This is a genomic window from Streptomyces sp. NPDC007991 (assembly GCF_042958445.1).
Lineage (GTDB): Bacteria > Actinomycetota > Actinomycetes > Streptomycetales > Streptomycetaceae > Streptomyces.
Genome location: NZ_JBIBJD010000006.1, coordinates 138,472 through 165,029, shown reverse-complemented (window position 1 = coordinate 165,029; position 26,558 = coordinate 138,472). Strand labels below are relative to the sequence as shown.

Genomic DNA, 26,558 nt, shown 5'->3' with positions numbered 1-26,558 from the left:
GTGGCTCTGGGAAGCCTGTCACGGCTTGCGCACCGCGGACGCGCCCTCGTCCCATCGTGCTGATTGTCGGTGCCCGGTGCGTTGGCCCGCTCAGGGCTGTCGCGAGGTGGACCGGTGCGGGCAGCGTGGCACGAGCAGGGTGGTCTCGCTGGGGGCGAAGACGCGGAACGGCGGGTCCCAGAAGCCGGTGCCGCGGCTGGTGTGGAGGAGGGTGCGGGGGCCGTGGTGGCTGAGGCCGGCGAGGGCCGGCCGGTCGGTGCGGACCTGGAAGGGCCAGGTCTGGCCGTCGTGGGTGTGGGTGGAGAGTTGGAGGTCGATGGCGACGGCTGCCGCCCGGTCGATGAACTTGGGCTGGTGTGCCAGGAGCAGGACGGGCAGGTCGGGCTCGGCGCCGCCCAGGGCCCCGGCGAGGTGGGCGCGGTGGCCGCCAGGCCGGAGGATTCGGCGGTGACGTCGTCCACGCCGGCGACCACGAGGGTGTCGCCTCCGCGTTCGAGCAGCAGATGGCGGTTGCGCAGCGGCTCCCAGCTCAGCTCGCCCATCAGGTCGACCCAGCCCTGGGCCTCTCTGTAGTACTCGTGGCTGCCGGTGACGTGTACGCGGGGCCGTGGGGCGGCCTGGGCGCGGCGGCGTTCGGCCGTGCCGTCCGCGATGTCGCCGGTGTGGCAGACCAGGTCGGCTTCCAACGCGTTCACCGTCTCGCACACCGGCGCCGACCAGCGCGCGCGATTGGGTGGGCCGTAGTAGGCGTCGGTGATGAGGACGATACGCAGCCCGTCCAACCCGGCACCCACTCGCGGGAGTTGCACGTCGAGTGGGTGCACGCGTGGCACGCGGCGGGCTTCGGCGTAGCCCCAGGCGAGCAGTATGCCGGTCACAGCGAGGACGGCCTAAGCGACGATTCTGGCCTGGTCCTGGCTCTCGCCGACGCCGGCCACGGTCAGGGCGAGCCGCAAGAAGACGCCGAGCAGAACGGACCAGGTGAACAGGACCCAGCTCGCCCAGCACGGTGTCGCCGAGGATCGCCGCCCCGCCCTCCTGACGCCGACTGTGGCCGCGCGCCATCGGGAGCGGCATACCTACGAGGCCGAGGACGAACACGGCGGTGCCGACCAACCTGGCAGGCAGCGGCCAGTGCTGGCCGGTGTCGGCAGCACCCAGCAGGGCATGGCCGACAGCGGGACGGGGCGCTCAGGGGGAGGTAGCGCATGAGGCCGCGCGGTCGGCTCTGCCGCGGAGTTCGCGCCGCCGCGGTGGTCGGCGGGCGTTTCACGGGACGGCCTCTTGGAGCGAAGGCGTGCGGAAACCGCGACGCGGCAAGGGACAGGAGGTCAACTCGGGGCTCACCGGCCGGACGAATCCGGCTGACGTAGTGATTCGGCGCGCAGGGCGAGGATGAGGTCGAGGCGGGTGTTCGGGTCGTCCAGCGCGTCACCGAAGAGCTGCCTGAGCCGGCGCAGGCGGTAGCGGACCGATTGCGGGTGGAGGTGGAGACGGGCGGCGACGTCAGGCACGTTGCTGCCGCTGAGCAGCCACGCCAGCAGCGTCTCGGCGTGCCGTGAGCGTTGTCCTTCCGAGACCGTGTCCAACGGAGCGAGCACATGCGACCGCAGTTCGCCGAGCAGCGGCTCGTCGCTGTGCAGCAGGAGTGTGGACAGGTGGTCCACACAGCGCACGACTTCCTGCCGGGGCAGAATCCCACGGCCCATCAGCCCGAGCGCTCGCGTGGCCCACAGCAAAGACCGTGCCGCCTGTGCCAGGGGCACCGTGGGACCGATCGCGGCCGGGCGGTCGCGTATGGCCAGTGCGAAAGCACGCCCGGCGAAGTGGCTCTGGTTGTGCGGATCCGGCACCAGCATGCGGGGCGGCCGGGACTCCATGTCCACCAGGATGTCAGAGGTGGTCAGGGGCCACGTCTCCTCCCGTATGTCCGGCGACGACGCGAGTGCGACCACCGCGACCTGCCGGGGGACCGGCCAGCGTGCGGCGTGCGCCAAGTCGTGCACCGCCTCCGGTGACACCGGACCATCGCCCAGCAACAGGCCGATCAGCCGGCGTCGTTGTCGCTCCAACTGGTCCGAACTGCGCAGTCGCTCCTCGGCGTATCCCCGAGCCGCCGCCTCCGCGACTTCGTGCGCCGTGTGCAACGCCAGCTCGCCCAGCGCGGAAACCACCGCCGAGCCCAGCCCCAGCCCCTCCGCCGTGCTGCTCAGTCGCCGCCAGGCCTGCATCCCCCCTACACGCAGCGCCGACTGCAGGGCTTCCAAGCTGCGGTCTCCTTTGGCCATGGCCCGCCCCAAGTCGTGGTACCTCGCGGAGACGGCGTCCCCTTGGCTCTGGGGGTCGGCGATCAGGTCGACGAAGAGCGTCAGCGCCTCGACCGCGACGGCTCGGAGTTTTCGTGTGGAGGGCCCGGCATACTCGGGAACGTGCTCGAGAATCGCCTGCACCACCTCGTCCGCAACGGCCTCGAGATCGTTCCGTAGCGGTTCGGCCAGCCCGGGCGGTATGGATCTGGCTTCGGGGCTGCTGCTCGGCACACCATGCGGAGCGGGTGCTGCCACGTGACATTCCTTTCGGCCGGAGAAGACTCACCAGCTGGCTGCCGCCGGTGGAACGGCCTGGCGGCCTGACATCGGACGCGTGATCGCAATCGGTCTGTGAGCTCCCCTTTCCCGTCGTGAGGATCAACCGCGTCCTCCACGGCTGACCACGCCTTCTCCACCTGTCCGTGGAGGACAGGTGGAGAGTAGTCAACAATCCGGGTGCGTGGACGAGGCCGGGTCGGACAGGCCCCCACCGCGCTACTCGCCGCGAGCCCCCGCCTGCCGGGTAGCCGCCCGCAGCAGGGGGCGGCTCAGCCCGCCGGCCGCCAGGATCCCGCCGACCCCGGCGGCGCAGCACACCGCGAGAACCATCGCGCCGTGTGCGTCGAACGACGAGTCGCCGCCGGCCACCATCATCGACCCCCCGCACAGCAGCCCGGCCGCGACGGCCCCGCCGGCCAGCACGGTGACCGGGATGAGCATCTCGCGGTTGCGGGCGGCGTCCAGGACGCGCAGGGGGGTTCCGGCCAGGTGCAGCAGGGCGTACGTCCGGCGGCGGTCCAGGACAGCGGCGGTCGCGGTGATCCCGGCCGAGGTGATGGCGACGGTGAAGGTCACCACGAGTACCACGTGGGTGATGGTGGTGAAGTCCCGGGCGAACCGGTTCTCGGACCAGTTCACGTCGGTGCTGGTGACGGGGTACTGGTCGGGCAGCAGGCCGGTCAGCGCGGTGCGGGCGCGGTCCAGTTCGGCCGGGCCGCCGGAGACGGTGGCAGTGACCTGACGGCCGTCGGCGGAGCCCTGGGCCACTGGGGCGTCGTCCACACCGATCCCTGCGGTCACCCCGGCGGCGTGCAAGCGTTGTGCGGCCAGCGTCCGCACCTGCGTCACCTGGTGTGCCGGGACGGCTAGGTGTATTGCCCTGTGAGGTTGGGGACGCGACTGGCGGGTGGCTGGCCCTTCAGCGCGGTGTGTCCGCGGTGGTGATTGTAGGTATGCAGCCACTCGTCGAATGCCTGGCGTCGTTCGGCCTCGGACCGGTAGGGGTGGGCGTAGGCCCACTCGTCGAGCAGGGTGCGGTTGAAGCGTTCGACCTTGCCATTGGTCTGCGGCCGGTAGGCGCGGGTGCGCTTGTGGGTGATTCCGGCGGCGGCCAGGGTCCGACGCCATAGCCGGGAGCGGTAGCAGGAGCCGTTGTCGGTCATGACCCGCTCGATGGTGATTCCGGCCTGGGTGAAGAAGGCGTGGGCGCGGGTCCAGAAGGCGGTGGCGGTCTCCTGGCGCTCGTCTGCAGTGCAGCAGGGTGGACTTGCCGGAGCCGGACGGGCCCATGACGGCCAGCGACTGGTCGGACGTCACGACGATGCCGACGCCGGCCAGGGCGTGGGCCATGCCGTAGGACTTGAACAGGCCGGTGCCGGTCAGGACGGCGGCGGGGGTGTTCATCGGGCGGACTCCCCGGAAGAAACGGTGATCATCGGATGCATGCCGTCCACGATCGGGGCGCACGGCACCGGGCGGGCTCGGCCGGACGGCCGGTTGTGAGGGCCGGACATCGGCCATTCGGTCGAGAGCGAGGGGAAGCGTCGCTTCCGTATCCTGACGGGCGTGAACTCGGACACTCCGCTGCGCCGCCGGGCGCTGATCGCCGCCGGCTGGATCATGCTCGGGCTGCTGGGGCTGCTCGACGTGTTCGCAGACGGGGTGCCCGACGGCCGATGGGCGAGCTTGCTGCCGATGGTGTCCGGTCCGCTTGCCTGCGTGGCGCTGCTGTTGCCCGCCCGTCGGCCGAGTGTGCAGGTCCGTGCCGTGCTGTGGCGGGCAGCTCGCTGGTCCTCACGGCTGTGATCGTCGTGCGGGCGGGCCCGGACAGTGTCGGTACGGTCGGAGTGCTGGAGAGTGTGGCTCTGCTGGTGCTGCTGTCCCGTGCGGTGCGCGCAGTGCCGAGCCCGAGGACTGCGGTGGCCGTCTCGGCCGCACTGACCGCGGCGGTCATCACGGTCCCGCTGCGCTGGCTGCCGACGGACATCCGATACGACAGCGACAGCTCGCTCAACGGATCCCTGCTGATGACGCTCGCTGCGGGCCTGGCTCTCGCCTGGGGGCTGCGCGCGCGGCTGCTGGAGGAACAGCGCGCCCGCGACATCGCCGCCGTACGCCAGCGCCAGCGCCTGGAACTCGCCCACGACCTGCACGACTTCGTCGCCCACCACGTCACCGGCATCATCGTCCAGGCCAACGCGGCGCTCATCCTCCAGCACACCGCACCGGAACAGGTCGGACCGCTGCTGGAGAACATCACCCGGTCCGGATCGGAGACGCTGGACTCGATGCGGCGCCTGGTGCGGGTCCTGCGCGAGGACGACCACGACAGCGTACGGCCGGGGCAGGTATGGAGCGAACTGGCCCGTCTCGTCTCCGTATTCTCCGCGGACGAAGCGGACGTCCAGCTGCACGTCGCCGCGGCGGCCCGCGAGGCGCGTCTCGCCCCGAGGTGGAGACCTCCGTGCACCGGGTCGTGCAGGAGGCCCTGACCAACGTGCGCCGCCACGCGCCCGGTGCCGTGGTCGCCGTGTGGGTGGACGTGGACGGGCACCGGCTGCGGGTCGAAGTGCACAACACGGCACCGGCCGCACGTCATGCCGGCCCGGTCGGCGGACGCGGCGGCTTCGGACTGGTCGGCCTGCGTGAACGTGTCGAAGCGGTGGAGGGCGCGCTGACCGCCGCCCCGACCGCCGGCGGCGGCTGGCGGGTGATCGCCGACTTCCCGGTGCCGGCCGCTGTGGCAGGATCACCGGCGTGAACGACACGGCGGTCCGCGTACTGATCGCGGACGACCAAAAAATGGTCCGCATGGTCTTCCGGCTGATCCTCGACGCCCAGCCCGGCATCGAGGTGGTCGGCGAGGTCGCCGACGGTGCCGCCTGCGTGGAACTCGCCCGCCGACTGCGGCCCGACGTGTGCCTGGTCGACATCCGGATGCCCCAACTGGACGGCCTGGACGTCACCCGGGCGTTGGCAGGACCAGGGGTCCACACCCCGATGCGGGTGGTCGTGATCACCACGTTCGACCAGGACGACTACGTGCACACCGCGCTGCGCAACGGGGCGTGCGGCTTCCTGCTCAAGGACGCCCCGCCGAGCCTGCTGGTCGAGGCGGTGCGGGCCGCCGCCCGCGGCGACGCGCTGGTCTCCCCCGCCGTCACCGTCCGGCTGTTGAGGGAGCTGTCCGCCACACGGCCCGCCCCGGACTCCAAAAGCCCGCTCACCGACCGCGAACTCGACGTGGCCCGACTCGTCGCGGTGGGCCGCACCAACCAGGAGATCTGCGACCAGCTGGTGGTGTCACTGTCCACCGTCAAGACGCACCTGGCCAACATCCAGGAGAAGATCGACGCCCGTAACCGGGTCGAGACCGCCGCCTGGGCCTGGGAGGCCGGCATGGTCCGGGAGCGATAGGGGCTGCTGCACAGCCGCCACCGTCGGCCGAGGAAGACCGGTACCACGGGCGCCCGATCAGCTCTGCCAGGTCACGGACTCGGCGAACGGAATTCGCGGCCGCCCCGAGCGCCTGGAGGTTCGACGCCTTCGAGGCACTGCGGAGGTGTTCCCACCGCGGGCTGACGCCGTGGGGCTGGGCCCCCACGGCCGGGCCATCTCCTGCTCGGCGGCAGCATGGTCGCTGTGTACGTGCCGGCCGCTTCAGGGCTGCGGCCTCCACGAGCAGGTGCGCTGCGACTGGCTGCTGGGGACGCACCCATGCCGGCCGAGGAAGATGAACGTGCGTGCACCCGCAGTGCGCGGCAACTCAGCGCCTCAGGCCGCAACGCCTGTTCATCTGCGCCGCCATGGCAGCGCGTCCGGATCGGCACCGGTGTCGTCCACGCGCTGGAGGGCGGCGTTGATCGACTCGCCGATCTCGGCGAACTGCCGGACCTGTTCCGGGGTCAGGACGTCGAAGACCGTACGACGTACAGCCTCGACGTGCCTTGGAGCGGCCTGTTCCATGAGCCGCGTGCCGTCGTCGGTGAGGACGGCCAGCTGGCTGCGCGGATTTTCGGGGTCCTCCCGGCGCCGCACGTAGCCGGCGTCCTGGAGGCGTGTGACGGCGTGAGTCAGCCGACTACGGGTGATCTTCAGCAGCCGTGCCAGCTCCGACATGGCCAGGGCGCGCTCAGGCGCCTCCGACAGGTGGACGAGCAGCACGTAGTCGTAGCGCGTCAGGCCGGAATCGCGCCTGAGCTGGCGGTTGAGGTAGTCGCTCAGATGCGTCGAGAAGTCTTGATAGGCGAGCCAAGCTCGCCGCTCCTGGGCGTTCAGCCAGCGTGGCGTCGGGGACATGGGAACAGCTTAGCCAGCACGATTGAAGTTTCAATCCAAGTCTCGTACCGTGGTGCTCGGTTTGAAAATTCAAACTCGGAGGGATGTTCATGTCCAACAACCTCAGCAGGCGCCGGATCCTCACCGCGGGGGCTGGCGCGGCTCTCGGTGCCGCCGCCGCATCGACGCTTGCCGCACCGGCTCTTGCCCAGACCCCCGGCGCGACCACACCCGGGGCCGGCCGCGAGGAGACCCGCTCCCTCGACGAGTTGTACCGGTCCGCGATCACCGAGGGAGGAAAGCTCGTCGTCTACGCCGGCGGTGACATCGACAGTCAGGCCGGCGGTATCAGGGCCGGCTTCCGCAGCCGTTTCCCGGAGATCGACCTGACGATCGTCATGGACTACAGCAAGTTCCACGATGTACGCGTCGACAACCAGTTCGCGACCGGCACCCTCGTTCCTGACGTCGTACAACTGCAGACGTTGCACGACTTCACCCGCTGGAAGCGCCAGGGGCGGCTGCTGCACTACAAGCCCGCCGGGTTCTCCCGGCTGCACCCGCAGTTCCGGGACCCGCATGGCGCGTGGACGGCCGTGCAGGTCGTCGCCTTCAGTTTCCTGTACGACCCCGCCGCGGCCGGCACGCATGCGCCGCGTACGCCGCTGGACCTGGTGGACCAGCGCTGGAAGGGCGCCATCGCCTCTTCCTATCCGCACGACGACGACGCGGTGCTCTACCTCTTCGCCCTGTACCAGCAGACATACGGCTGGGAGTGGATCGAGAAGTTCGCCGCCCAGCAGCCGCGGTTCGCCCGCGGTTCCTATACCCCGTCCGAGGCGGTCACCGGCAAGCAGAAGACCATCGGAGTCGGTACGTCGGCCAATCTCCTCGCGGCGTCGGACGCGGCGCGCCGCACCGTGATCGCCGACGGGCACCCCTTCATGGCCTGGGGCCAGCGCGCCGCGATCCTCAAGCAGGCCGCCCGTCCCGCCGCTGCCCAGCTCTACCTGAACTGGCTGCTGAGCACCGAGGTGCAGCAGAGGTCGTTCAACGGCTGGTCGGTACGCACGGACGTCACCCCCGAGGGCGGACCGAAGCCCATCTGGAAGTACCCGAACGCCCACCTTGACGGCTTTCCGCAGTTCATGGAGGACCGCGCAAAGGTCGAGCGGCTGAAGCAGACGTTCGCGCTGTACTTCGGTGAGGTGCAGGGCGCTCCGACGCCGGGGTGGCTCGGTCTTCACCCTGGCCGGTAAGGGCATCGCCCCCATACCGCTGCTCGCCCTTCAAAGCCACCCTCGCCGCGACCGAGCCAGTGATCACCTCTCCCCTGTGCTGGTACTCGCTCTCCTTACACACCAAGCGCTCCCTGGACCACTCAACGCCCTGGAGAGAGACCACCGGTCTCGGTTTCCGGGCGGCCATGGCCGGTCGCGCCCTGAGGGAGGTCATCACCTTTGCGGGTGGCCTGCTCCGGCTCGCCGAACCGTCGGTCGGCACGCTCAACAACTGGGCCGCCTCCTGAAGATGAACTTCGGAGAGGCCCTGTGCGGCGACGGCACCGCACCGGGCGATGTCCTGAAGAGCGCCGACGTGTTGGCGCGCCAAGACATTCTTCGCGCGGGACGCGCCGCCCGCCCGCTTCCCGGACGGCTGCACACGGCCTGAATCCGGCACTGAATCCGCTGCCCAGCCCCCTGCCACGCACGCCACCACCCGCATGTGCATTGTCACGTCCTCCTGAAAGAGGCCGTGATGTCTCGTCCTCACGCCGATTCGTGCACATGACGGTGGCCGGTACCGCCAACCGTCTTCCGTCGACCAAAGAGAGTGGGCATGTCCATCGAACCCCCCGAGTCACCTGCTTCTTCTCCTGAGGGATCTCCCGAGGGATCTGCGTCCGCACCGTCCCGGCGCACGTTCATCGCGACCACCACCGTCGTCGGCGGTGTGGTCGTGGCGGGCGGCCTGATAGGCGGGCCGTCCGTGTTCGGCGCCGAGCCCGCGGGCGCCGCCGAGGCGGCGCCCGACAGCCGCGTCTCGCTGACCGTCAACGGCAAGCAGTACACCGTCACGGTAGACAACCGGACCTCGCTGCTGGACCTGCTGCGCGAGCACCTTGGCCTGACCGGCTCGAAGAAGGGCTGCAACGCCGGTGCCTGCGGCGCCTGCACCGTCCTGGTCGACGGCCGCCGTGTCAACTCCTGCCTGACACTGGCGGTCCGGCTGGACGGTGCCGAGGTCACCACCATCGAGGGCCTGTCGAAGGGGGAGCGGCTGCACCCGTTGCAGCAGGCGTTCATCGACCAGGACGCCTTCCAGTGCGGCTACTGCACCTCCGGCCAGATCATGTCCGGCGTCGGCTGCATCGACGAAGGCCACACGGGCTCACCGGAGGAGATCCGGGAGTTCATGAGCGGCAACATCTGCCGCTGCGGCTGCTACGTGAAGATCGTGCGGGCCGTCGAGCAGACCGCCCGCGGGAAATGAGGCACGGTCCCCATGCATCCCTTCTCCTACACCAAGGTCTCCGACACACGACAAGCCCTTGACGCGGGTCGTGACGGCGGCCGTTACATCGCCGGCGGCACCACACTGGTCGACCTGATGCGTGAGACCGTCGAACAACCTCGCACGCTGGTCGACATCAGCTCCCTGCCGCTGCGCGAGATCGTGGTCACCCGGCGCGGGGGCCTGCGCATCGGCGCCCTGGTACGGATGTCCGAGGCCGCCGCCCACCGTGGCGTGCGCGCCCTGTACCCGGTCATCTCGCAGGCTCTGGAGCTGAGCGCGTCGGCGCAGCTGCGCAACATGGCGACCATCGGCGGCAACATCATGCAGCGCACCCGCTGCACGTACTTCCGTGATGTGTCGGCCGCCTGCAACAAGCGTGAGCCGAACTCGGGTTGCGCGGCCCTGCACGGCGTCAACCGCACCCACGCGATCCTCGGCACCTCCGACGACTGCGTGGCCACGCACCCCTCCGACGTCGCCGTGGCGTTCACGGCGCTGGAGGCGAGTGTGCATCTGCTGGGGCCGGACGGCGAGCGCACCGTGCCCTTCGCCGACTTCTTGCTCCGGCCGGGCAGCACCCCGAACCGCGAACAGGCCCTGCGCAAGGGCGAGTTGATCACCGCTGTCGAGATCCCGGCCCATCCGCGCCCGCTCAGGTCGGGGTACCTGAAGGTGCGTGACCGGCAGTCGTACGAGTTCGCGCTCACCTCGGCGGCCGTCGCCCTGCACATCCGCGGCGGGGTGATCCGCGAGGCCAGGGTCGCCGCCGGAGGCGTGGGCACCGTCCCCTGGAAACTGCCCGCCGTCGAGCGTCAGCTCATCGGCAAGCGGCCGTCGAACGCCCTGTGGGCCCAGGCCGCCGAACACGCCGCCGACGGGGCCCGGCCCCTCCAGCACAACCGCTTCAAAGTCGAGTTGCTCAAACGGACCGTCGAGCGCCAACTGCGCGTCGTAGGAGGTGGCAAGTGAGCCCGCAGCCGCAGGCAGCCGTCGGAGCGCCGCTGTCCCGAGTGGACGGGCGGCTGAAGGTGACCGGTCAGGCCAAGTACGCCGCCGACCACGACATCGACGGCGTCGTCCACGCCGTCATCCTCAGCAGCACCATCGCGCGCGGTCGTATCGCCGGTATCGACACCCGTGACGCGGAAGCCCAGCCCGGCGTCCTGAAGGTGATCACCCACCTCAACGCGCCCAGGCTGGCATACCGCGACAACCCGGTCAGCTTCCCCTTCCCGGGCCGGCGGCTGCGCGCCTTCCAGGACGATGCCGTCCAGTTCTTCGGCCAGCCGATCGCCGTGGCGGTGGCCACCACACTGGAGGCCGCGCAACACGCCGCCGACCTGATCGACGTCTCCTACGACGCCGAGGAACCCGCGACCGACCTGACCCGCAGCCCGGCCGAAGCCGGGCCCCCGCCTTTCGCTCAGCCCTACGCACGGGGCGACGCCCAGGAAGCGCTGGGTTCCGCGGACGTCCGGATGGAGATGACCTTCCGGCTCTCCCGCAACCACCACAACCCGATGGAGACGCACGCCACCATCGCCCGCTGGGACGGCGACAAGCTCACCCTGTGGGACAAGACCCAGTGGGTGATCGGCGCGCAGAACGAGGCGGCGGCCGCGTTCGGTATTTCGCCGGCGAACGTGCGCGTCCTCTCGCCGTTCGTCGGCGGCGCGTTCGGCAACGCCCTGCGCACCTGGCCGCACGTCGTCATCGCGGCGCTCGCCGCACGCGAGGTGGGACGCCCGGTGAAACTCGCGCTGACCCGCAGGCAGATGTACTTCACAGTGGGCTACCGGCCCGCCTACGAGTACAAGCTGCGCCTGGGCAGCACCCGGCGCGGACGGCTGACCGCGATGACCCACGAGATGACGTACGAGACCTCCCGCTACGAGAAGTTCTGGGAGGCCAACCAGGCGCTCGGGCAGATGCTCTACGCCGTCCCCAACGTCAGCCAGAACGTCCGGATCGTGCCGCTCGATGTCAGCACCCCGATGTGGATGCGCGGCCCCGGCTACGGCAGCGCCGCCTTCGCCATCGAGACCGCGATGGACGAACTCGCCTACAAACTGCACATCGACCCGATCGAGCTGCGGCTGCGCAACGAACCCGGCGAGGACCCGTCGACGCAGCAGCCCTTCTCCACCCGGCGGTTGCGCGAGTGCTTCCGAGTCGGCGCCCGCGAGTTCGGCTGGCACCGGCGCGACCCGAAGCCCCGCTCCACCCGTGACGGCGACTGGCTCATCGGCACCGGCGTGGCCACCGGCTGCTACGACGTCTTCCTGGGAAGGGCCAACGCCCACGCCCGGCTCGACGCCGACGGCACCGTGGTGGTCCAGTCCGCGACCCATGACGTGGGTACGGGAACGTACACCTCCATGACCCAGATCGCCGCCGACGCCCTGGGCCTGCCCGTACGCAACGTCGAGTTCCGGCTCGGCGACTCCACCATGCCGCCGGCCCCGCCACAGGGCGCCTCCCAGACCACGGCCAGCGTGGGTTCCGCCGTCCAGGACACCTGCGACAAGCTGCGACAGCAGGCCATCACCCTCGCGGTCGAGGACGAGCGCTCGCCGCTGCACGGCGTCGACGCCGACGACGTCGTGGTCCGCGGCGGCCGGCTGCACGTCAAGGGCAACGCCGCGCGCGGGGAGACCTACCGGCAGCTCCTGGCCCGCAACAACCGCACCCACCTGGAGTCGCGCGGGTCCTACACCCCGGAGGAGAACAACCGGTTCTCGATGTACGGCTACGCCGCGATGTTCGCCGAGGTCGCGGTCGACGCCCGGCTCGGCCTGGTCCGGGTGCGGCGGATGCTCGGCGTTTACGACGCGGGGCGCATCATCAGCCCCAAGCTCGCCGAGAGCCAGGCCATCGGCGGCATGGTGGGAGGTATTGGCGCGGCCCTCCTTGAGCACACGGTCACCGACCACCGCGACGGCCGGATCGTCAACGCCAATCTCGCCGACTACCTTGTGCCCGTCCACGCCGACATCCCCGACCTCAAGGCGATCTACCTCGACGGGGAGGACTACAAGGCCGACCCCATCGGCGTGAAGAGCCTCGGGGAACTCGTCCAGATCGGCGTGGCACCCGCCATCGCCAACGCGGTCTTCCACGCCACCGGACGCCGCGTTCGCGAACTGCCCATCACCGCCGAAGCCCTGCTCTGAACGCCGGGCGGCCGGGCCTCCCTCCCCACCGGGGGGAGCCCGCAGCCGATCCGGTCGGCCCGCCGCCGTGTCTCCGATCCCCATGTCGGCGCGGCGGCGGGCTTCCCCAACCACCCACCGAAAGACACCTCTCATGCTGAACATCGCCGACACGCTGTACCGCTGGTGCGGCGAGGACCGCCCCTTCGCCCTGGCCACCGTGATCCGGGTCAGCGGCAGCGCTCCCCTGCCACCGGGCACCGCACTCGCCGTCGGCACGGACGGCGAAGCGGTCGGCAGCATCTCCGGCGGATGCGTCGAAGGCGCCGTCTACGAACTGTGCCAGCAGGTGCTGGAGTCGGGCGAACCCCCGATACGGGCCTCGTTCGGCTACTCCGACGACGACGCGTTCGCCGTCGGCCTGACCTGCGGCGGCGAACTGGAGGTCCTGGTCCAGCGGATCGACCCCGCCGACCAGCCCCACCTCACCACCACCCTGCAACAGGCGTCGGCCGGCGTACCCTTCTCCGTGGCCCAGGTGATCGACGGCCCACAGCGCCTCCTCGGCCGCACCCTGTCCGTCTTCGGGGACGGCAGCGCCTACGACGGGACACTGGGCAGCCAGCAGGCGGACCGGGCGGCGGCCATCCAGGTCCGCGCGCTGCTGCGGGCGGGCCGGACCGCCCGCGTCCAGGTCGGCGGGGACGCCGACACCTGCCCGGAGAAGCTGACGCTCCTGGTCCACACCCACGCGGCACCGCCCCGCATGCTGATCTTCGGCGCCGTCGACTTCGCCGCCGCCCTCAGCCAGGCGGGACGCTTCCTCGGCTACCGGGTCACCGTCTGCGACGCCCGCCCAGTGTTCGCCACCCCGGAGCGCTTCCCGCACGCCGACGAAGTCGTCGTCGACTGGCCCCACCGCTACCTGGAGCACGCCGAGGTCGACGCCCGCACCGTGATGTGTGTCCTCACCCACGACGCCAAGTTCGACATCCCCCTGTTGCGTCTGGCCCTGGGCCTCCCGGTCGGCTACATCGGGGCGATGGGCTCGCGGCGCACCCACGAACACCGCCTGGAACGTCTGCGTGAGGCCGGCGTGCCAAAGGAGCAACTCGCGCTCCTGCACTCACCGATCGGGCTCGACCTCGGCGCCCACACCCCCGAAGAGACGGCGATCTCCATCACCGCCGAGATCATCGCCCATATCAACAACGGCACCGGCCTGCCGTTGTCCCGCGTCCCCGGTCCCATCCACGGTTCCGATCCGGCGGCCCAGATGTCACCGGCTTCGGTCCTGGCCGCATGACCCGCGCCGAGTTGTCGCGCGCTCGCTGACGAGCCACGAGAAGCCGGTACGCGTTGAGGAGAGGCCCCACGTGCTCATCGACACCTACGGCCGGGTGGCCACCGACCTGAGGGTCTCGCTGACCGACCGCTGCAACCTGCGCTGCACGTACTGCATGCCCGAGGAGGGCCTGCAGTGGCTGGCCAAGCCCGACCTGCTCAACGACGACGAGATCGTCCGCCTGATCGACATCGCGGTCACCTCCCTCGGGATCGAGGAGGCGCGCGGCGCCGGCCTGCGGGAACTCGTCCGGCGGGGCGCTGGGCCGAATGCCGCGCGATCGCCTTCGCCGGAGGTCGAATCGACCTCACGGAGTCCTCTGGAAGACTGCTGAAAACGTTCTGCGTTTTGGCCCCGGACTGGCTGGTCCGAGGCCAGTCTTGTGGGCATGCAGGGTGAGTGGGCCCGGGAGACGGTTGGGCCGGATGCGTCGGGAGACCTGCCGGGAGGACGTCACCCTGGGCATGCGCACCGGGGGACAGGTCCGGCGCAACGTCGAACTGCACGCTCAGCGTGTCCCCGACGACCTCTGGGACGAGCTGCGTACGCAGGACCTGACCAGGGCTGACGTGCCCACCGCGAGCGGCGACGGCCGCCCGCCCTTCAAAACCTCAGCGCCGACGCGCCGAGTATCCGCGCTACCCCGCGCCGACGACACCCCTGGACCGCATCAACCACACACAACACCCCCGCGGAGCCGCCCCATGCACGCGTGTCCGACCACCAGTACCACCAGGAGGGGCAGACACCCGGCTGCCTCTGTCCTCCGTCTCCTGCCCGCAGCGCTCGCGACGGCGGTCTCCGCCGTCCTGCTGACCTCCCTGATGACGCCGATCCCGGCCTCGGCCGCCACTCAGGCGACGTACTACATCGCCCCTGACGGTGACGACTCCAACACCGGCACGATCACAGGGCCGTTCAAGACCCTGCAGCACGCACGGGACGTCGTGCGCACGGTCAACAGCAACATGACCGGAGACATCAACGTCCATCTCCGGGGCGGCACCTATCCGATGAGCGGCACCATCGACTTCACCAAGGCCGACTCCGGCACGAACGGGCACCGTGTCGTGTACGCCGCCTACCCGGGCGAGAAGCCGGTTCTGGAGGGAGGCGTTCAGGTGACCGGCTGGACACAGCACAGCGGGAACATCTGGAAGGCTACCCTCAACCGCGACAACAAGCTCCGCGCTCTCTACGTCAACGGCAAGCGCGCCCAGATGGCCGCGAAGACGATCAACTCGGCCGGATGCTACGCGAGCTACAAGCTCGATCCCCCCTTGCCGTCCTGGGCCTGGGAGGCGGTTGATGAGTGCGACGGATCCAAGTACAGCCTCTCCGACCTGCCTGCCGTCGCGTCCAACCAGGACGACGTGGAGATCAAGTCGTCGACGACCTGGACCAGGACGATCGTGGGCGTCGAACAGATCACCACGAGCTCGGACGGCGCCCATCGCGTGGCCATGTTCCAGCAGCCGGGCGCGGCGATCGCCCAGGGACCGCCGAACGGCAACTTCAGCCCCACCGGCAGCCACACGTTCATGAACGCGTTCGAGTTCCTGAACCAGCCGGGTGAGTTCTACTTCGACAAGACCAACCACGCGCTTTACTACTACAAGTCCAGCTCCGAGGACATGACCACGGCGAAGGTCTTCGCTCCGAACAATGTGTCCACCTTCCTCAAGATCGCCGGCACGTCCACGACCGATCACGCGCGGAACATCACATTCTCCGGTCTCACGGTCGAGCACTCCGACTGGAACCTGGTCAAAGTGGGGGACTCCGTCTTCCGGCAGGGCCAGCAGGGCAACGCCAGCGCGAACGTGTACACGAGGGGGAACTTCCACGTCTACACCTACCGCAACGTCGACCTGCCGCCGGCGGTGATCCAGATCGAGAACGCCGACGGGATCATTCTGCGGCGCAACACGGTGCAGCACACCGGTGCCGACGGGATCACTCTGGCCAACGACGTGACGAACTCGGAGTTGACCGGCAACTACACCAATGACATAGCCGGGTCCGCCCTCACCGTGGGGCACCCCCAGCACGTGTACATCGGGGACCATGAGTCGCACAACAACGAGAAGTACCCGGTGAACGTCGAGGGCATCTGCAAGAACATCACCGTCACGAACAACTACCTCCACGACAGCGCGGTCCTGTTCGAGGGGTCCAGCCCCGTGTCGGCCTACTTCACCGACACCCTGTCCCTGCAGCACAACCGCATCGAGAAGTCCCCATGGGCGGGCATCACGCTCGGCTGGGGATGGTGGAACTTCGACGGTTCGCCGGGCTCTATCAATCAGGGGACCCCGACCACCACGGCGCGTAACAACACCCTCAGGTACAACGAGCTCATCGACACCATGCAGACGCTCAGCGACTCCGCTCCCATCTATACGTTGGGCAACCAGCCGGGCACCGAGATCAGCAACAACTACATGCAGGGTGTGCCGGCCGGGCACAAGTACGGAATCCACCCCGATGAAGGTTCGGCCAACATCAACGAACACGACAACGTCCTCGACGTGGACCCGGACGTCAAGTACGCCATCAACTCCGGCACCTGGGGCAAGCAGCACGACCTGAAGATCACCAACACATACGGCCCCGTCAACACGATCTTCAGCAAGAGCGTCCCGAACAGCACCATCGAGAACGTGCACGTGCACGCGGACCGCGTGTGGCCGTCGCAGGCGTACAGCATCGCGGTGAACGCGGGTCTGGAGGACCTCTACAAGGACATCATCCCGTCCGGGAACGTGGCGCTTCAGGACTACGCGCTGCCCGCCAGCACGTTCACGGGCAAAGGTGTGACCACCGTTCCGGTGCGAAGTCCCGGAGACGGGACCAAGAGCCTCTGGCTGGCTCCCGCCGGCACGACGACGTTCGCCGCCGGCCCCACCAAGACCAGCGCGAGCGGCACCTCGACGACCATCGGCGTCCCGCAGGCGGCGGGTGACTACCGCCTCTACGTCGTGGATGCCCAGGGGAACGCGTCCGTCGCGTCGAAGGCGCTCGTGCGGCAGCGCTGGAACCACGTCGACGACAAGGCGCCCGGCGTGACCTATGCCGGCACCTGGTCGAACTGGAACGACACGAAGGACATGAACGGGTCCGAGAAGTTGACGAGCACCGCGGGCGACTACGCCGAGTTCTCGTTCACCGGCTCGGGCGTCCGGTACCTGAGCATGACGCAGCCGAACATGGGCAAGGTGGACGTCTACCTCGACGGCACCCTCGCCCAGGCGGGCATCGACGCCTATGCCTCGACGGTGAGGAAGCAGGTGCCGCTGTTCGAGAAGACCGATCTCGCGGCTGGCCCCCACACGATCAGGGTGGTGTGCACCGGCACGAAGAACGCCGCCTCTTCCAGCACCGTCTGCGCACTGGACGCGTTCGCCTCCGTCGCGTTCCCCGCGACGAACGCCAACTACAGGATTCTCAACAAGAGCAGTTCCAAGGCGGCCGATGTCTCAGGCGGATCGATGTCCGCCGGAGCCAACGTCATCCAGTGGACCGACACCGGAGCCCTGAACCAGAACTGGCGCTTCGTCCCGGTGGGTGACGGCAGCTACGAGATCGTCAGCCGGAACAGTGCCCTGCTCATGGACGTCAGCGGTGCCGCCACCAGGGACGGCGCGTCCATCGTCCAGTCATCCGACGACAACGTCGCAAACCAGCGCTGGATACTGATCGCCGCCGGAAACGGCTACTACAAGATCAAGAACGTGAACAGCAGCAAGCGGCTCGACGTGTCCTCGGCTGGCACTCGGCTCGTCCAGACGACAGACACGAACGTCGACAGCCAGCTGTGGAAAGTCGTAAACGTCGACTGATTCGTGAGAGAGGCGAAAGGCCTCCTGAGACTGGACAGTGTTTTCGTGGGTGGCTTGTGCCGCAAGAGTCGTGCGCCGGCCATCCATGAGGTGCCGGAGTATCCGCACGGCGGAGCGACGGACACGGGCGAGGTCGCCCGGATGGCTGGCGTGAGCCTGGAACCGATGGCGACCATCTGCGGGAACTGTGCCGATTACCTACACCTGTCAAGCATCCTTGCCGGTGAACACCTGGCATGACGCAAACATGCCAGTCACGGGGTGTTCGCCTCGAGAACATCGGAGTCTCGTTCAAGGGCGGGATCACCGGCAGCAGCCGCCCGTTTGGAAAAGTCGGATGCGTGACCGTAATTCCGCTCTCGACGTCGGTGCCTGCTTCGCCCAGGTCCCCCATGAGCCACTTGATGGCTAGTCACACTGATGGCTTCGAAGGGCGCGGGTGATGTATGTGCGCAAACCCGCGGCGGGTGGCTTCGCCCAGGAATGTAGACAAATTTTCCCAGGCCGCAGAAATGCGTGATCACTTACGCCGGAGGGCTCCATGGTCATCTGTTTTTAAGCGCATTCCTTCATCATCGAAGGATATCCGAGGTGAATAGCGGAGTAACGTAACCAGGGAGGCGACCACTACCGCGTGATTGCGGCACGGAACCACGAGGCGGCGTCAGGCCCAGGGGCGATTCCACGCGCCTTGGCCCCGCACCCTCTCGTCCTGCCCCTCCTGTCCTACGTGGTGAGTCGGTCGTTGGTTCGTTCATGGGGAGGGGTACGTGGAGTTGGATTGTTCCGGACGGGCTATGGGAGATAGCGAAGCCACTGATCCCTCCGTCGCGGGTGCGTCCGCAGGGCGCTGGGACACAGGACACGCCTGATGAGACGCTGTTCGCGGCGATCGTCTACGTGCTGGTCGCGCTCAGAGACATAGAGGAGCGGCTCGTGATCCGCCGATTGCTGATGATCAACGCAGGAGTCGGGTTCCCCACCACCCGACCGTGATCAATCATCCAAGCCCCACGTCTCACTGCCAACCGTGCACGAGCTCGTTGACCTTGACGTTCAACCCCGACTCATCTCGCGCTGGAGTTGAACGTCAAGGTCACAACAGGTACGAGAAGCGCAGTGCCCCGCCCTCCTCGCGGTAGCGGCCCCGGCCGCGCTTTCCGTAGGGGTTGGGGAGCATCTGGATGGCCATCTTGTGAGGGGTGAGGGCGTGTGTGACCACGACCGCTGGCGCCTCCGAGGCCGTCGTCGCCGGACGGGCCGGGGAAGGCTTTGCGGCGGTTGCCCGACACCCAGCAGGTTTCGTCCATGCGGTCCGGGTAGCGAGCGCACAGCCACTGGTACGCGTACCACTCGCCCACGTACCCGATGGCCTCCCGCTGGGCCTGGTCAGCCCGCTGTCCGTGCCGCCCCCGTACCGCCACCCGCGGGTGCGACCGGTGGCCTGGGTGCGCCCGGTCTGGGGCGGGGGTCCGTGAAGCGGAGCGGCCCGGCGGCGGTGACGCCCGGCGCCGAGCCGCTCTGCAGGACCCGGTCGAGTTCGCGGGTGAGGGCGGTGAAGTCGCCTGAGTGCACGTCGAAGTCGCGGCCGACGACGGAGATCGACCGCCGTTTGCGCTCCCGTTCGCGGCGCTCGTGTTCCGCTGCGTTGCGCACCCGGACCAGGTCGGCCCCGGACAGCCCGTGCCGTTCGGGATCCGTCGCCACCGCCATCCCGTCGGGCCACTGGCCGAGGGCCGCCAGCCAGCCGACGACGTCGGTGGGGGACAGGGGCCGGAAGTCGAGCGCGCCCACGGCCTCAAGCCGCGCGGTGACCTCCTCGGCGGGCTCGGCTGCGGTCAGGGCCGCCGGCAACGGGTGTCCGGCCGCCCTGACCAGGACCGCGAGGTCGGCGGCCAGGTCGGTGATCGTACGGAGGTTCGCGCCGCGTACCTGGTCGGGGGCGGGCAGGCGTTCGCCCGACCGGGGCGACGGCAGCGGACGGCCCAGGCGCAGCGCCAGCTGCTCCTCCACGTGCGCCTCCAGGCTCCCCGTGTCGGCCGTGTCCACGGTGTACTCCCATGCCTCCGGCGCGGTGATCCAGTCCAGGGCCCGGACCGAGGGCCAGTCGGGCATCGGACGGCGTGCGTCGAAGTCCTCCAGCACCGCCCAGCGCAGCCGGTTGACGAGCTCCTTCCTGTGCAGGTCCACATAGATGCGGAGCGCCTCCTCATGCTCGTTGGCGTGGTTGACCGGGTCCAGGGGTGGGCTCGTCGCGCGCAGGGTGTCGTTCAGCTCGGCGAATCCGATGCCCAGGTCGCGCCGCAGTTCGTCCGTATCGCGGGCCGCGCGGGCCCTGGCGATGAACTCGGATACGGGGATCGGGAGCTCGGCGGCGTACTCCTCGAGGTGAGTCTGGAACTCCCGGGTGTCGCCCGGCGGCGGCAGGAACAGCGAGTTCGCCGCCTCCGTGCCGAGCAGGTGGACGAGGAAGGGCGGCAGCGCTCCAGGACCAGGCCGACGGCCCCGTCGATCCGGCGGCTCGTTTCCTCGACCTGGTGGACCGTGACTTCCAGGGCGTCAGCGAGCTCTTCCTGGCCCGGGTCGCGCAGGTCGGCGTGGCGGGTAGCGAGCTGGTGGGCGGCGAGGCGCAGCCGGTCGCCGAACTCCCGACGTCCCAGCAGCTCGGCGACCGCCATCACGATGCGGGTGGTCTCGGGCCAGCCTGGCTCGCCTGCCGGGGCGAGGACGAGCGGATGCTTCGGATCGGGCAGCGGCAGCACTCCGCCGAGGCGCCCCGGCAACGTCACGGGCCGGCCGTCGAGCTCGATGTCCCAGGAGTGGTATCGGTGCAGACGTACACTCCGGACCAGGGACGTCAGCTCGCTCAGCTCGGCCTCGCTCGCCCGGGGGCCGCGCCCCAGGTGGTCGGAGAGGACGCCCACGGCCAGCGTGAGCCAGGGCAGTTGCTGGACCAGTGGTTCTCCCATGGCCGCGGGGTCAACCCGTGTGCCGTCCACGGTCACCGTGAACATCAGGTCGTCGGTGTGCCGGACGGTGGTGGGGTGTTCGGCCGCCAACAGCTCGGCGGCCTTCGCCGATACACCGGGCAGGGTGAGCAGGGGGCGCGCCATCTCCCGTACCAGCAGGGCCGTCAGGCTGTCGCGTTCACCGCTGACGTAGAGCGCGGTCCCGGCATCGCCATCGCCATCGCTCTCCCCGCTGTCCAGGGCGGACAGCGGTACGCTGATCAGTCGGTCCCCGGACTCGGCGAGCAGACTGGCGCCCTTGGGCAGTGCGGGACGGGGCCGCCGTACGAGGTGCTTCCAGGCGCGTTCATCGGCGCGCTGTGCGGCGGGCCGGTCCTCGGCCCCCAGCGCGCCCTCCGCCGCGAGCCGTCCCAGCGCTGCGATGAGGCGGTCGCTGTCCCGGGGGTCGTCCCAGGTTGGCAGCCGCATTTCCCGCAGGCGGTCTCCTGCCTTCCCGCGTTCCAGGAGGTGGCGCAGCCGATGGTCGACGGTTGGCGCGTACGAGGGCTCCTCCTCCAGCCCGGGCGGGCAGTGCCAGGCGTCGGCTGGCCGGACGAACCGTTCGGCCCGGTCGCGGCCCCGCACCGGGAGCCACGGCTGCTCCCGGACGAAGGCGCCGAGCGGGGTCGGGACCCGTTCCCTGTCCGGGGAACTCTGGCTGCCGGCACTGGTCCAGACGCTGGCGAACCTCGCATCCTCCCAGCCGGCCAGGCCATGCAGGACAAGCCGTGCGTACGCCAGCCGGGCCTCCTGCCCGAGGCGTCCGACGACGTCCTGGCCGGGGAGCCGCCAGGCGGGTGTTCCCCGGTACGGCGTCCGGGGGTAGTAGACACCGGGCCAGTGGACGTACGGCGCCCACTGCTCCTGCACCTCGGCCGACACCCTTCGCCATGCGGACCAGATGCCGAGCGCTGAGCTCCCGGCCTTGCTCTACCCAGCTCAAGGCGTCGGAGGACCTGACCGGGACCAGCCCGTCGGCCACCCCGGCCTCCAGCAGGAACGCCCGCCACTCCTCGGTCTCCCCCCGCTTGGCAAACTCCTCGGGCGCGGCAAGGAGGCGTCCAGCGATCGCCTTGAGGCTCTTCGACACGTCCTGCCCGGCGACGACCACCGCCGCCAGGTCCTCACCGACGGACGCGCGGCCCCAGCCCCGGCCGAAAACGGCGCCGCTCGCCCTGATCAGCCGGCCGTCCGCCGACGGTACGTACAGTCCGAGCGAGGAGATCTCCGTCCCGCCCAGCGAACGCCGCGGCTGCCACAGCCGGAAGACGAACCGCAGGGTCTGGATCCGCAGTCGGAGATCGGTGCTCGCGCTGAGCGCCTGCCGCACGTGGTCCAGCAGGCCCCGCGTGTCGTACGGCCGGACGAGCCCCTCCTCCTCGAGGAAGGCGCGGGCAGCCCGCCCGCGCGTACGCTCGCCACGGTCTTTCCAGACCAGCCCCGGGTGCAGGGAGAACAACCGCTTGCCGAGCAGGGCGGGGATGGACGGGGCTCGGTCTGGTTCGCCTCCGTGCGCACCGGCTGGAAGAACGCCTCGCGGCGGACACCCTGACCGCTCGGCTTGCCCTGTGTACGTGTACTTGTGCCCGTACCCGCCCTGCCGAGGGGACGGTTGGTGTGCCGCAGTGTGCAGTCCTCCGTGAGCAGCAACTGCCTGCCGTGCAGGACGTGCCCGTCGTCCTCGAAGAGGGCGGCCAGGTCCTCGTACAGCGCGCTCCACTGCTCGTCGGGGGGCTCACCGAACCGGGGGAGGGGAAGGCCACTGACGATCCGTTCCACATACTCGGCGAGGATCTCCGGGCCCGGCTCCCACGGGCATGCGAGGGCCTTGCACAGGGTGGCCAGCCGTTTCAGCCGGTCGCCACCGATCTCGGGATCAGCCACCACGATCCCGGCCTCGTGCGCGCGGTGTGCCGTGGGGACGGTCAGGTCGAGGTCCGGCCACAGGACCGCGCCCCGGGGCGGGGCCCAGCCCGCATCCGGCAGGGCGCCGTCCGCGGCGAGGACGGGCACGAGCGGCACGTCGGCGAGTTCGCTCCCGTGCACGCGCAGGGCCGCCGCCCGGAGGCGCCCCGCCGAGCCCTTCTCGCTCTCCCAGCTCACCAGGTCCACGGCCAGCTGCCGCATGGACGGCTCGGGCACAGTACGCAATACTGCGGCGGCCGCCAGACAGGTCTCGGCGACCGCGTCGAGCAGCAGCGCGTTGAGGGGGTTGTCGGAGGGAAGCCCGGTGCGGTCGAACTTGGTGACGAACGGGGCGTTCAGGTGTCCCGGGAACGGCGCGGCCTGGTCCTCGCCCATCGGCAGGAAGGTGTAGATCTGCCCGCGTCGCGGTCGGCGCGGGGCGGGCAGCGGGAGCGCGACCTCGACGACGGCGGACTGCTTCCACTCCTGCCACGTGTCGTCGAGGAGCCCGGAACCCACGGCCTCGGCGAGGGTGCGGTTCAGCCGTTCCTTCTCCACGGTGCCCCGGGCTACGAGAAAGGTGCCGGACGGCCCCAAGTCCACGGTCGCGCAGGAGACGGGGAACCCGTGCCCGGCACCGTCCCGCGCCACCGCGAAGCACTCCTCGAAGCGGGTCAGTTCGTGCCGCTCCTGCGCCTCTTGGCGGTCGTCCAACTCGCCCGCCTCGCCACCGGCGACCCGCCGTTCCAGCGTCAGGCCAGCGAGCCGGTCGAGGAACAGCATCACGGGTACCTTCGCCCCCGCGAGCTCGCGCATCCGCAGCCGGACCTCGGCCCGGGCGGCCTCGCTCAGCAAGGGCAGCCGGACGATGGTTACGTACCCCTGGGCGGCGAGCTGCCGACAGGTCGCGGGCACATCGTCCAGCGGCAGGGGCGCCTGGAGCGGCGGATACTTGGCGGCCACCTCGTGGGCGTTGTCCTCACCGGCGAGGAACTCCTCCACGTCGACCTTCTGCGCGAAGCGGAAGCAGTACCCGTCCAATTCCCGGCCGAGCGGGCTGTCGGGGTCTGCGCTGTAGATCTCGGGCGCGTCGCTGATCAACAGGATGCTGCGGAACCCGACGCCCTTGTTCCCGATGCCCTCACCGACCTCCTTCGAGCTCTGCGCGAGCTCGCAGACCCGCTCGACGTCCCGCCAGGTGAAGGGCGTCCCCCCGTTGGCGACGTACAACGTCCCCCACTCGCCCTCCGCCTCGTCCAGCAGGACGTGGACCCGTCCGTCGCGGCGGTCCCTCGGATGCGCGTCGTAGCCGTTCTGCAGCAACTCGAAGAGCGAGCGGCCGGCGTACTCCCGCGCGCTCGTGTACGACACCGCGTTCACCTGCCGTGCCATGCGCAGGACTTGCTCCGACCGGGCCCCCTCCAGCACGGTATCCCGCCGCACTGACATCGGGGGGCGCGAGGACCACCGTGTGGAGCGCTGCTCGGAGTTGAGCTTGACGTTTTGGTCCGCCGTTGCACGGGCTCGAATTTGTTCAGGGTTTCCCTGTTCACGGCGTGTCCGTGAGGCCGGGGGCCTGATCCTGCGAGGAGACGTCGGCGCGGCGCGTGGAGGCCAGATCGTGGAACGGGTTGAGCACGGGGTTCAACAGGACGCGTTCGTAGCGGTGACGGCATTCCGGACCGAGGTGTACTCCTGCCTGCTTTCGCGCGGCGATGCCCTGTTCGAGCTGTGCGACGCGTTGCTGTGCACGGACGGTCCGGTCCGCACGCTCGTGGACCTGGCCCTCGCCCCCGAGCACCGGCGTGGACACGTGCCCTCTACTCCGGGCTGAACCAGGGCCGGATCGATGTCGCTCGGCTGCGTCGGGCTCTGGTCGGGGTGCCGTTGCCCCGGGCAGCTGAAGGCCGCCTGCCACACCTTCGGCCGGGACATAGCCAGCCACGGAGAGCACGTCTGCTGGCCTACCTGGGTGTGCTGGTTCAGCTTCGCCGTGCTGCGTCCGCTTTCCGCACCATCTTCGCCGCGTGGTCAGCCGAGTCGGCCAAGTTCCGGAGTGCGCGGGAGACCCGGCTGAGGAACTCCACCATGTGGTCGGCGAGGGCGTCCTGCTTGGCGCTGGTGCGGAAGGTGGTGCTCTGAGGCACGGTCGGCTCCTCGAAAAAGGGGTGCTGGGTGTGCTGCGCCCACTGTGGCACTGGGGAGGTCCGTGACTGGTCCGGAAGTACTGGTCAGGAGCGGGACAGCGGTGGGAGGAACTGGGAGTTATGACGTAAGTCGGTCCTTGCTCTGGGTCGGCCGAGGAGAAGGCGCCTGGCGGGCAAAAGCCCGGGTCAGGCGCCTTTTTTCGTGTCCTTAGAAGAAGCCGAGTTTCTTCGGCGAGTACGACACCAGCAGGTTCTTCGTCTGCTGGTAGTGGTCGAGCATCATCTTGTGCGTCTCGCGTCCGATGCCGGACTTCTTGTAGCCGCCGAAGGCCGCGTGCGCCGGGTACGCGTGGTAGCAGTTGGTCCACACCCGGCCCGCCTTGATCTCGCGGCCCAGGCGGTAGGCCGTGTTGCCGTCGCGGGTCCAGACGCCCGCGCCGAGGCCGTACAGCGTGTCGTTGGCTATTTTCAGGGCCTCGTCGACGGAGTCGTACGTCGTCACCGAGACCACCGGTCCGAAGATCTCCTCCTGGAAGATCCGCATGTCGTTGGTGCCGCGGAAGATCGTCGGCTCGATGTAGTAGCCGCCTTCCAGGCCGGGGACCGTACGGGGGCTGCCGCCCGTGACCAGTTCGGCGCCTTCCTTCCTGCCGATGTCCAGGTAGGAGAGGATCTTCTCGTACTGGTCGTTGCTCGCCTGCGCGCCGAGCATGGTGTCCGGGTCCAGCGGGTCGCCGCCGCGAATGGCCCGCGTGCGCTCGACGCAGCGGGCCATGAAGTCGTCGTAGATCGACGACGGGATCAGGGCGCGGGACGGGCAGGTGCACACCTCGCCCTGGTTGAGGGCGAACATCACGAAGCCCTCGACCGCCTTGTCCAGGAAGTCGTCGTCGGCGGCCATGACGTCGGGCAGGAAGATGTTCGGGCTCTTGCCGCCCAGTTCCAGCGTGACGGGGATGATGTTCTCGCTCGCGTACTGCATGATCAGGCGGCCGGTGGTGGTCTCGCCGGTGAACGCCACCTTCGCCACCCGCGGGCTGGAGGCCAGGGGCTTGCCCGCCTCCACGCCGAAGCCGTTGACCACGTTGACCACGCCCGGCGGGAGCAGGTCGGCGATCAGCTCCATGACGTAGAGGAGACTGACCGGGGTCTGCTCGGCCGGCTTGATGACCACGCAGTTGCCGGCGGCCAGCGCGGGGGCCAGCTTCCACGTGGCCATGAGGATCGGGAAGTTCCACGGGATGATCTGGCCGACCACGCCCAGCGGTTCGTGGAAGTGGTACGCGACGGTGTCGGCGTCGATCTCCGCGATGCTGCCCTCCTGCGCGCGGACGACACCGGCGAAGTACCGGAAGTGATCCACGGCCAGCGGGATGTCGGCGGCCAGCGTCTCGCGGACCGGCTTGCCGTTCTCCCAGGTCTCGGCGACCGCGATCTTCTCCAGGTTCTCCTCGATGCGGTCCGCGATCCTGTTGAGCACGCGGGCGCGTTCCGCGGCGGACGTGCGGCCCCACTGGTCGGCCGCCCGGTGCGCGGCGTCCAGGGCCAGGTCGACGTCGGCCGCTGAGGAGCGGGCGACCTCGCAGAAGACCTTTCCCGTCACGGGGGTCGGGTTCTCGAAGTAGCGGCCCTCGACGGGGGCGGCCCAGTCGCCGTCGATGAAGTTGTCGTAGCGGCGGGCGAAGGTGACGATGCTGCCGTCGGTTCCGGGCTGCGCGTACACCATGGCGGCTCTCCTCGGTGAGATGACGGGCGGGTGACGGTTCACGCCGTCGT

At 69.5% G+C, this 26,558-nt stretch carries 21 protein-coding genes and 5 pseudogenes; 15 read left to right on the top strand and 11 right to left on the bottom strand.

The window, feature by feature from the left end:
• Nucleotides 1–90 precede the first annotated feature (90 nt).
• The 4 genes and pseudogenes from ACFZDA_RS18450 to ACFZDA_RS18435 form a co-directional block, all read right to left on the bottom strand.
• A pseudogene (locus tag ACFZDA_RS18450) lies at nucleotides 91–1,210 on the bottom strand (metallophosphoesterase).
• 133 nt (nucleotides 1,211–1,343) lie between these two features.
• Entirely contained in the window at nucleotides 1,344–2,564 is a 1,221-nt protein-coding gene (locus ACFZDA_RS18445; RefSeq protein ID WP_391082152.1) for a helix-turn-helix domain-containing protein, read from the bottom strand.
• A 240-nt stretch (nucleotides 2,565–2,804) separates the two neighbouring features.
• Nucleotides 2,805–3,371, bottom strand: coding sequence for a hypothetical protein (locus ACFZDA_RS18440; protein ID WP_391082144.1), 567 nt, complete (start codon nucleotides 3,369–3,371; stop codon nucleotides 2,805–2,807).
• Between the two features lie 83 nt (nucleotides 3,372–3,454).
• Nucleotides 3,455–3,835, bottom strand: a pseudogene (locus tag ACFZDA_RS18435) (integrase core domain-containing protein); the annotation flags it as partial.
• On the opposite strand from ACFZDA_RS18435, the gene ACFZDA_RS18430 reads away from it, so the two are divergent.
• From ACFZDA_RS18430 to ACFZDA_RS18410, 5 genes are all read left to right on the top strand, one after another.
• Nucleotides 3,750–4,091: a hypothetical protein gene (locus ACFZDA_RS18430; RefSeq protein ID WP_391082141.1), complete on the top strand. Its 342-nt coding sequence runs from the start codon at nucleotides 3,750–3,752 to the stop codon at nucleotides 4,089–4,091. The pseudogene ACFZDA_RS18435 and the gene ACFZDA_RS18430 overlap by 86 nt on opposite strands.
• Before the next feature lie 63 nt (nucleotides 4,092–4,154).
• Nucleotides 4,155–4,394 (top strand): hypothetical protein, encoded by a 240-nt coding sequence (locus ACFZDA_RS18425; protein ID WP_391082138.1) that lies wholly within the window; start codon nucleotides 4,155–4,157, stop codon nucleotides 4,392–4,394.
• Nucleotides 4,361–5,080, top strand: coding sequence for a histidine kinase (locus ACFZDA_RS18420; protein ID WP_391082135.1), 720 nt, complete (start codon nucleotides 4,361–4,363; stop codon nucleotides 5,078–5,080). Before ACFZDA_RS18425 ends, ACFZDA_RS18420 begins: the two co-directional genes overlap by 34 nt.
• On the top strand, nucleotides 5,053–5,349 hold the full coding sequence (locus ACFZDA_RS18415) for an ATP-binding protein (protein ID WP_391082133.1): 297 nt from the start codon (nucleotides 5,053–5,055) through the stop codon (nucleotides 5,347–5,349). Before ACFZDA_RS18420 ends, ACFZDA_RS18415 begins: the two co-directional genes overlap by 28 nt.
• A complete protein-coding gene (locus ACFZDA_RS18410) occupies nucleotides 5,346–6,005 on the top strand; it encodes a response regulator (protein WP_391082130.1) in 660 nt (219 codons plus the stop codon). Before ACFZDA_RS18415 ends, ACFZDA_RS18410 begins: the two co-directional genes overlap by 4 nt.
• Nucleotides 6,006–6,380: 375 nt before the next feature.
• On the opposite strand, the gene ACFZDA_RS18405 is transcribed toward ACFZDA_RS18410, so the two are convergent.
• Entirely contained in the window at nucleotides 6,381–6,887 is a 507-nt protein-coding gene (locus ACFZDA_RS18405) for a MarR family transcriptional regulator (RefSeq protein WP_391082128.1), read from the bottom strand.
• Between the two features lie 89 nt (nucleotides 6,888–6,976).
• Here ACFZDA_RS18405 and ACFZDA_RS18400 point away from each other — a divergent pair, with 89 nt between their 5' ends.
• The 9 genes and pseudogenes from ACFZDA_RS18400 to ACFZDA_RS18360 form a co-directional block, all read left to right on the top strand.
• On the top strand, nucleotides 6,977–8,125 hold the full coding sequence (locus ACFZDA_RS18400; protein ID WP_391082125.1) for an ABC transporter substrate-binding protein: 1,149 nt from the start codon (nucleotides 6,977–6,979) through the stop codon (nucleotides 8,123–8,125).
• Nucleotides 8,126–8,184: 59 nt separating this feature from the next.
• Nucleotides 8,185–8,394 carry a hypothetical protein gene (locus ACFZDA_RS18395; protein ID WP_391082122.1) on the top strand — a complete coding sequence of 70 codons (210 nt, stop codon included), beginning with the start codon at nucleotides 8,185–8,187 and terminating at the stop codon, nucleotides 8,392–8,394.
• A gap of 311 nt (nucleotides 8,395–8,705) precedes the next feature.
• Complete coding sequence (locus ACFZDA_RS18390; protein WP_391082119.1) at nucleotides 8,706–9,359, top strand: 2Fe-2S iron-sulfur cluster-binding protein; 654 nt, start codon at nucleotides 8,706–8,708, stop codon at nucleotides 9,357–9,359.
• Between the two features lie 12 nt (nucleotides 9,360–9,371).
• On the top strand, nucleotides 9,372–10,352 hold the full coding sequence (locus tag ACFZDA_RS18385; RefSeq protein ID WP_391082116.1) for an FAD binding domain-containing protein: 981 nt from the start codon (nucleotides 9,372–9,374) through the stop codon (nucleotides 10,350–10,352).
• Nucleotides 10,349–12,556 (top strand): molybdopterin cofactor-binding domain-containing protein, encoded by a 2,208-nt coding sequence (locus ACFZDA_RS18380; RefSeq protein WP_391082113.1) that lies wholly within the window; start codon nucleotides 10,349–10,351, stop codon nucleotides 12,554–12,556. Before ACFZDA_RS18385 ends, ACFZDA_RS18380 begins: the two co-directional genes overlap by 4 nt.
• Nucleotides 12,557–12,689: 133 nt before the next feature.
• Complete coding sequence (locus ACFZDA_RS18375; RefSeq protein WP_391082110.1) at nucleotides 12,690–13,841, top strand: XdhC family protein; 1,152 nt, start codon at nucleotides 12,690–12,692, stop codon at nucleotides 13,839–13,841.
• 70 nt (nucleotides 13,842–13,911) lie between these two features.
• Nucleotides 13,912–14,190, top strand: a pseudogene (locus tag ACFZDA_RS18370) (radical SAM protein); the annotation flags it as partial.
• 394 nt (nucleotides 14,191–14,584) lie between these two features.
• A complete protein-coding gene (locus tag ACFZDA_RS18365) occupies nucleotides 14,585–17,722 on the top strand; it encodes an RICIN domain-containing protein (RefSeq protein ID WP_391082107.1) in 3,138 nt (1,045 codons plus the stop codon).
• A 756-nt stretch (nucleotides 17,723–18,478) separates the two neighbouring features.
• A pseudogene (locus ACFZDA_RS18360) lies at nucleotides 18,479–18,634 on the top strand (IS5/IS1182 family transposase); the annotation flags it as partial.
• A 477-nt stretch (nucleotides 18,635–19,111) separates the two neighbouring features.
• Here the strand turns inward: ACFZDA_RS18360 and ACFZDA_RS18355 are convergent.
• The 4 genes from ACFZDA_RS18355 to ACFZDA_RS18340 form a co-directional block, all read right to left on the bottom strand.
• Nucleotides 19,112–19,912, bottom strand: a complete 801-nt coding sequence (locus ACFZDA_RS18355) for a hypothetical protein (protein WP_391082104.1) — start codon at nucleotides 19,910–19,912, stop codon at nucleotides 19,112–19,114.
• Between the two features lie 80 nt (nucleotides 19,913–19,992).
• Nucleotides 19,993–21,600: a hypothetical protein gene (locus tag ACFZDA_RS18350; RefSeq protein WP_391082102.1), complete on the bottom strand. Its 1,608-nt coding sequence runs from the start codon at nucleotides 21,598–21,600 to the stop codon at nucleotides 19,993–19,995.
• Between the two features lie 309 nt (nucleotides 21,601–21,909).
• Nucleotides 21,910–24,027: a sacsin N-terminal ATP-binding-like domain-containing protein gene (locus tag ACFZDA_RS18345; protein ID WP_391082099.1), complete on the bottom strand. Its 2,118-nt coding sequence runs from the start codon at nucleotides 24,025–24,027 to the stop codon at nucleotides 21,910–21,912.
• Between the two features lie 157 nt (nucleotides 24,028–24,184).
• Entirely contained in the window at nucleotides 24,185–24,448 is a 264-nt protein-coding gene (locus tag ACFZDA_RS18340) for a hypothetical protein (RefSeq protein ID WP_391083282.1), read from the bottom strand.
• Here ACFZDA_RS18340 and ACFZDA_RS18335 point away from each other — a divergent pair.
• Nucleotides 24,335–24,585: pseudogene (locus ACFZDA_RS18335) on the top strand (transposase); the annotation flags it as partial. The gene ACFZDA_RS18340 and the pseudogene ACFZDA_RS18335 sit on opposite strands and share 114 nt — an antisense overlap.
• A 32-nt stretch (nucleotides 24,586–24,617) precedes the next feature.
• On the opposite strand, the gene ACFZDA_RS18330 reads toward ACFZDA_RS18335, so the two are convergent.
• Together ACFZDA_RS18330 and adh are read right to left on the bottom strand one after the other, a co-directional pair.
• Entirely contained in the window at nucleotides 24,618–24,782 is a 165-nt protein-coding gene (locus ACFZDA_RS18330; RefSeq protein WP_391083279.1) for a hypothetical protein, read from the bottom strand.
• Between the two features lie 208 nt (nucleotides 24,783–24,990).
• Entirely contained in the window at nucleotides 24,991–26,508 is a 1,518-nt protein-coding gene (gene adh / locus ACFZDA_RS18325; RefSeq protein ID WP_391082096.1) for an aldehyde dehydrogenase, read from the bottom strand.
• Nucleotides 26,509–26,558: the final 50 nt, after the last annotated feature.

Coding starts and splice junctions, on each gene's coding strand:
- ACFZDA_RS18430 (WP_391082141.1), top strand. CDS start 3,750: ATGACCCGCTCGATGGTGATTCCGGCCTGGGTGAAGAAGGCGTGGGCG.
- ACFZDA_RS18405 (WP_391082128.1), bottom strand. CDS start 6,887: ATGTCCCCGACGCCACGCTGGCTGAACGCCCAGGAGCGGCGAGCTTGG.
- ACFZDA_RS18400 (WP_391082125.1), top strand. CDS start 6,977: ATGTCCAACAACCTCAGCAGGCGCCGGATCCTCACCGCGGGGGCTGGC.
- ACFZDA_RS18390 (WP_391082119.1), top strand. CDS start 8,706: ATGTCCATCGAACCCCCCGAGTCACCTGCTTCTTCTCCTGAGGGATCT.
- ACFZDA_RS18385 (WP_391082116.1), top strand. CDS start 9,372: ATGCATCCCTTCTCCTACACCAAGGTCTCCGACACACGACAAGCCCTT.
- ACFZDA_RS18375 (WP_391082110.1), top strand. CDS start 12,690: ATGCTGAACATCGCCGACACGCTGTACCGCTGGTGCGGCGAGGACCGC.
- ACFZDA_RS18365 (WP_391082107.1), top strand. CDS start 14,585: ATGCACGCGTGTCCGACCACCAGTACCACCAGGAGGGGCAGACACCCG.
- ACFZDA_RS18345 (WP_391082099.1), bottom strand. CDS start 24,027: ATGGCACGGCAGGTGAACGCGGTGTCGTACACGAGCGCGCGGGAGTAC.
- adh (WP_391082096.1), bottom strand. CDS start 26,508: ATGGTGTACGCGCAGCCCGGAACCGACGGCAGCATCGTCACCTTCGCC.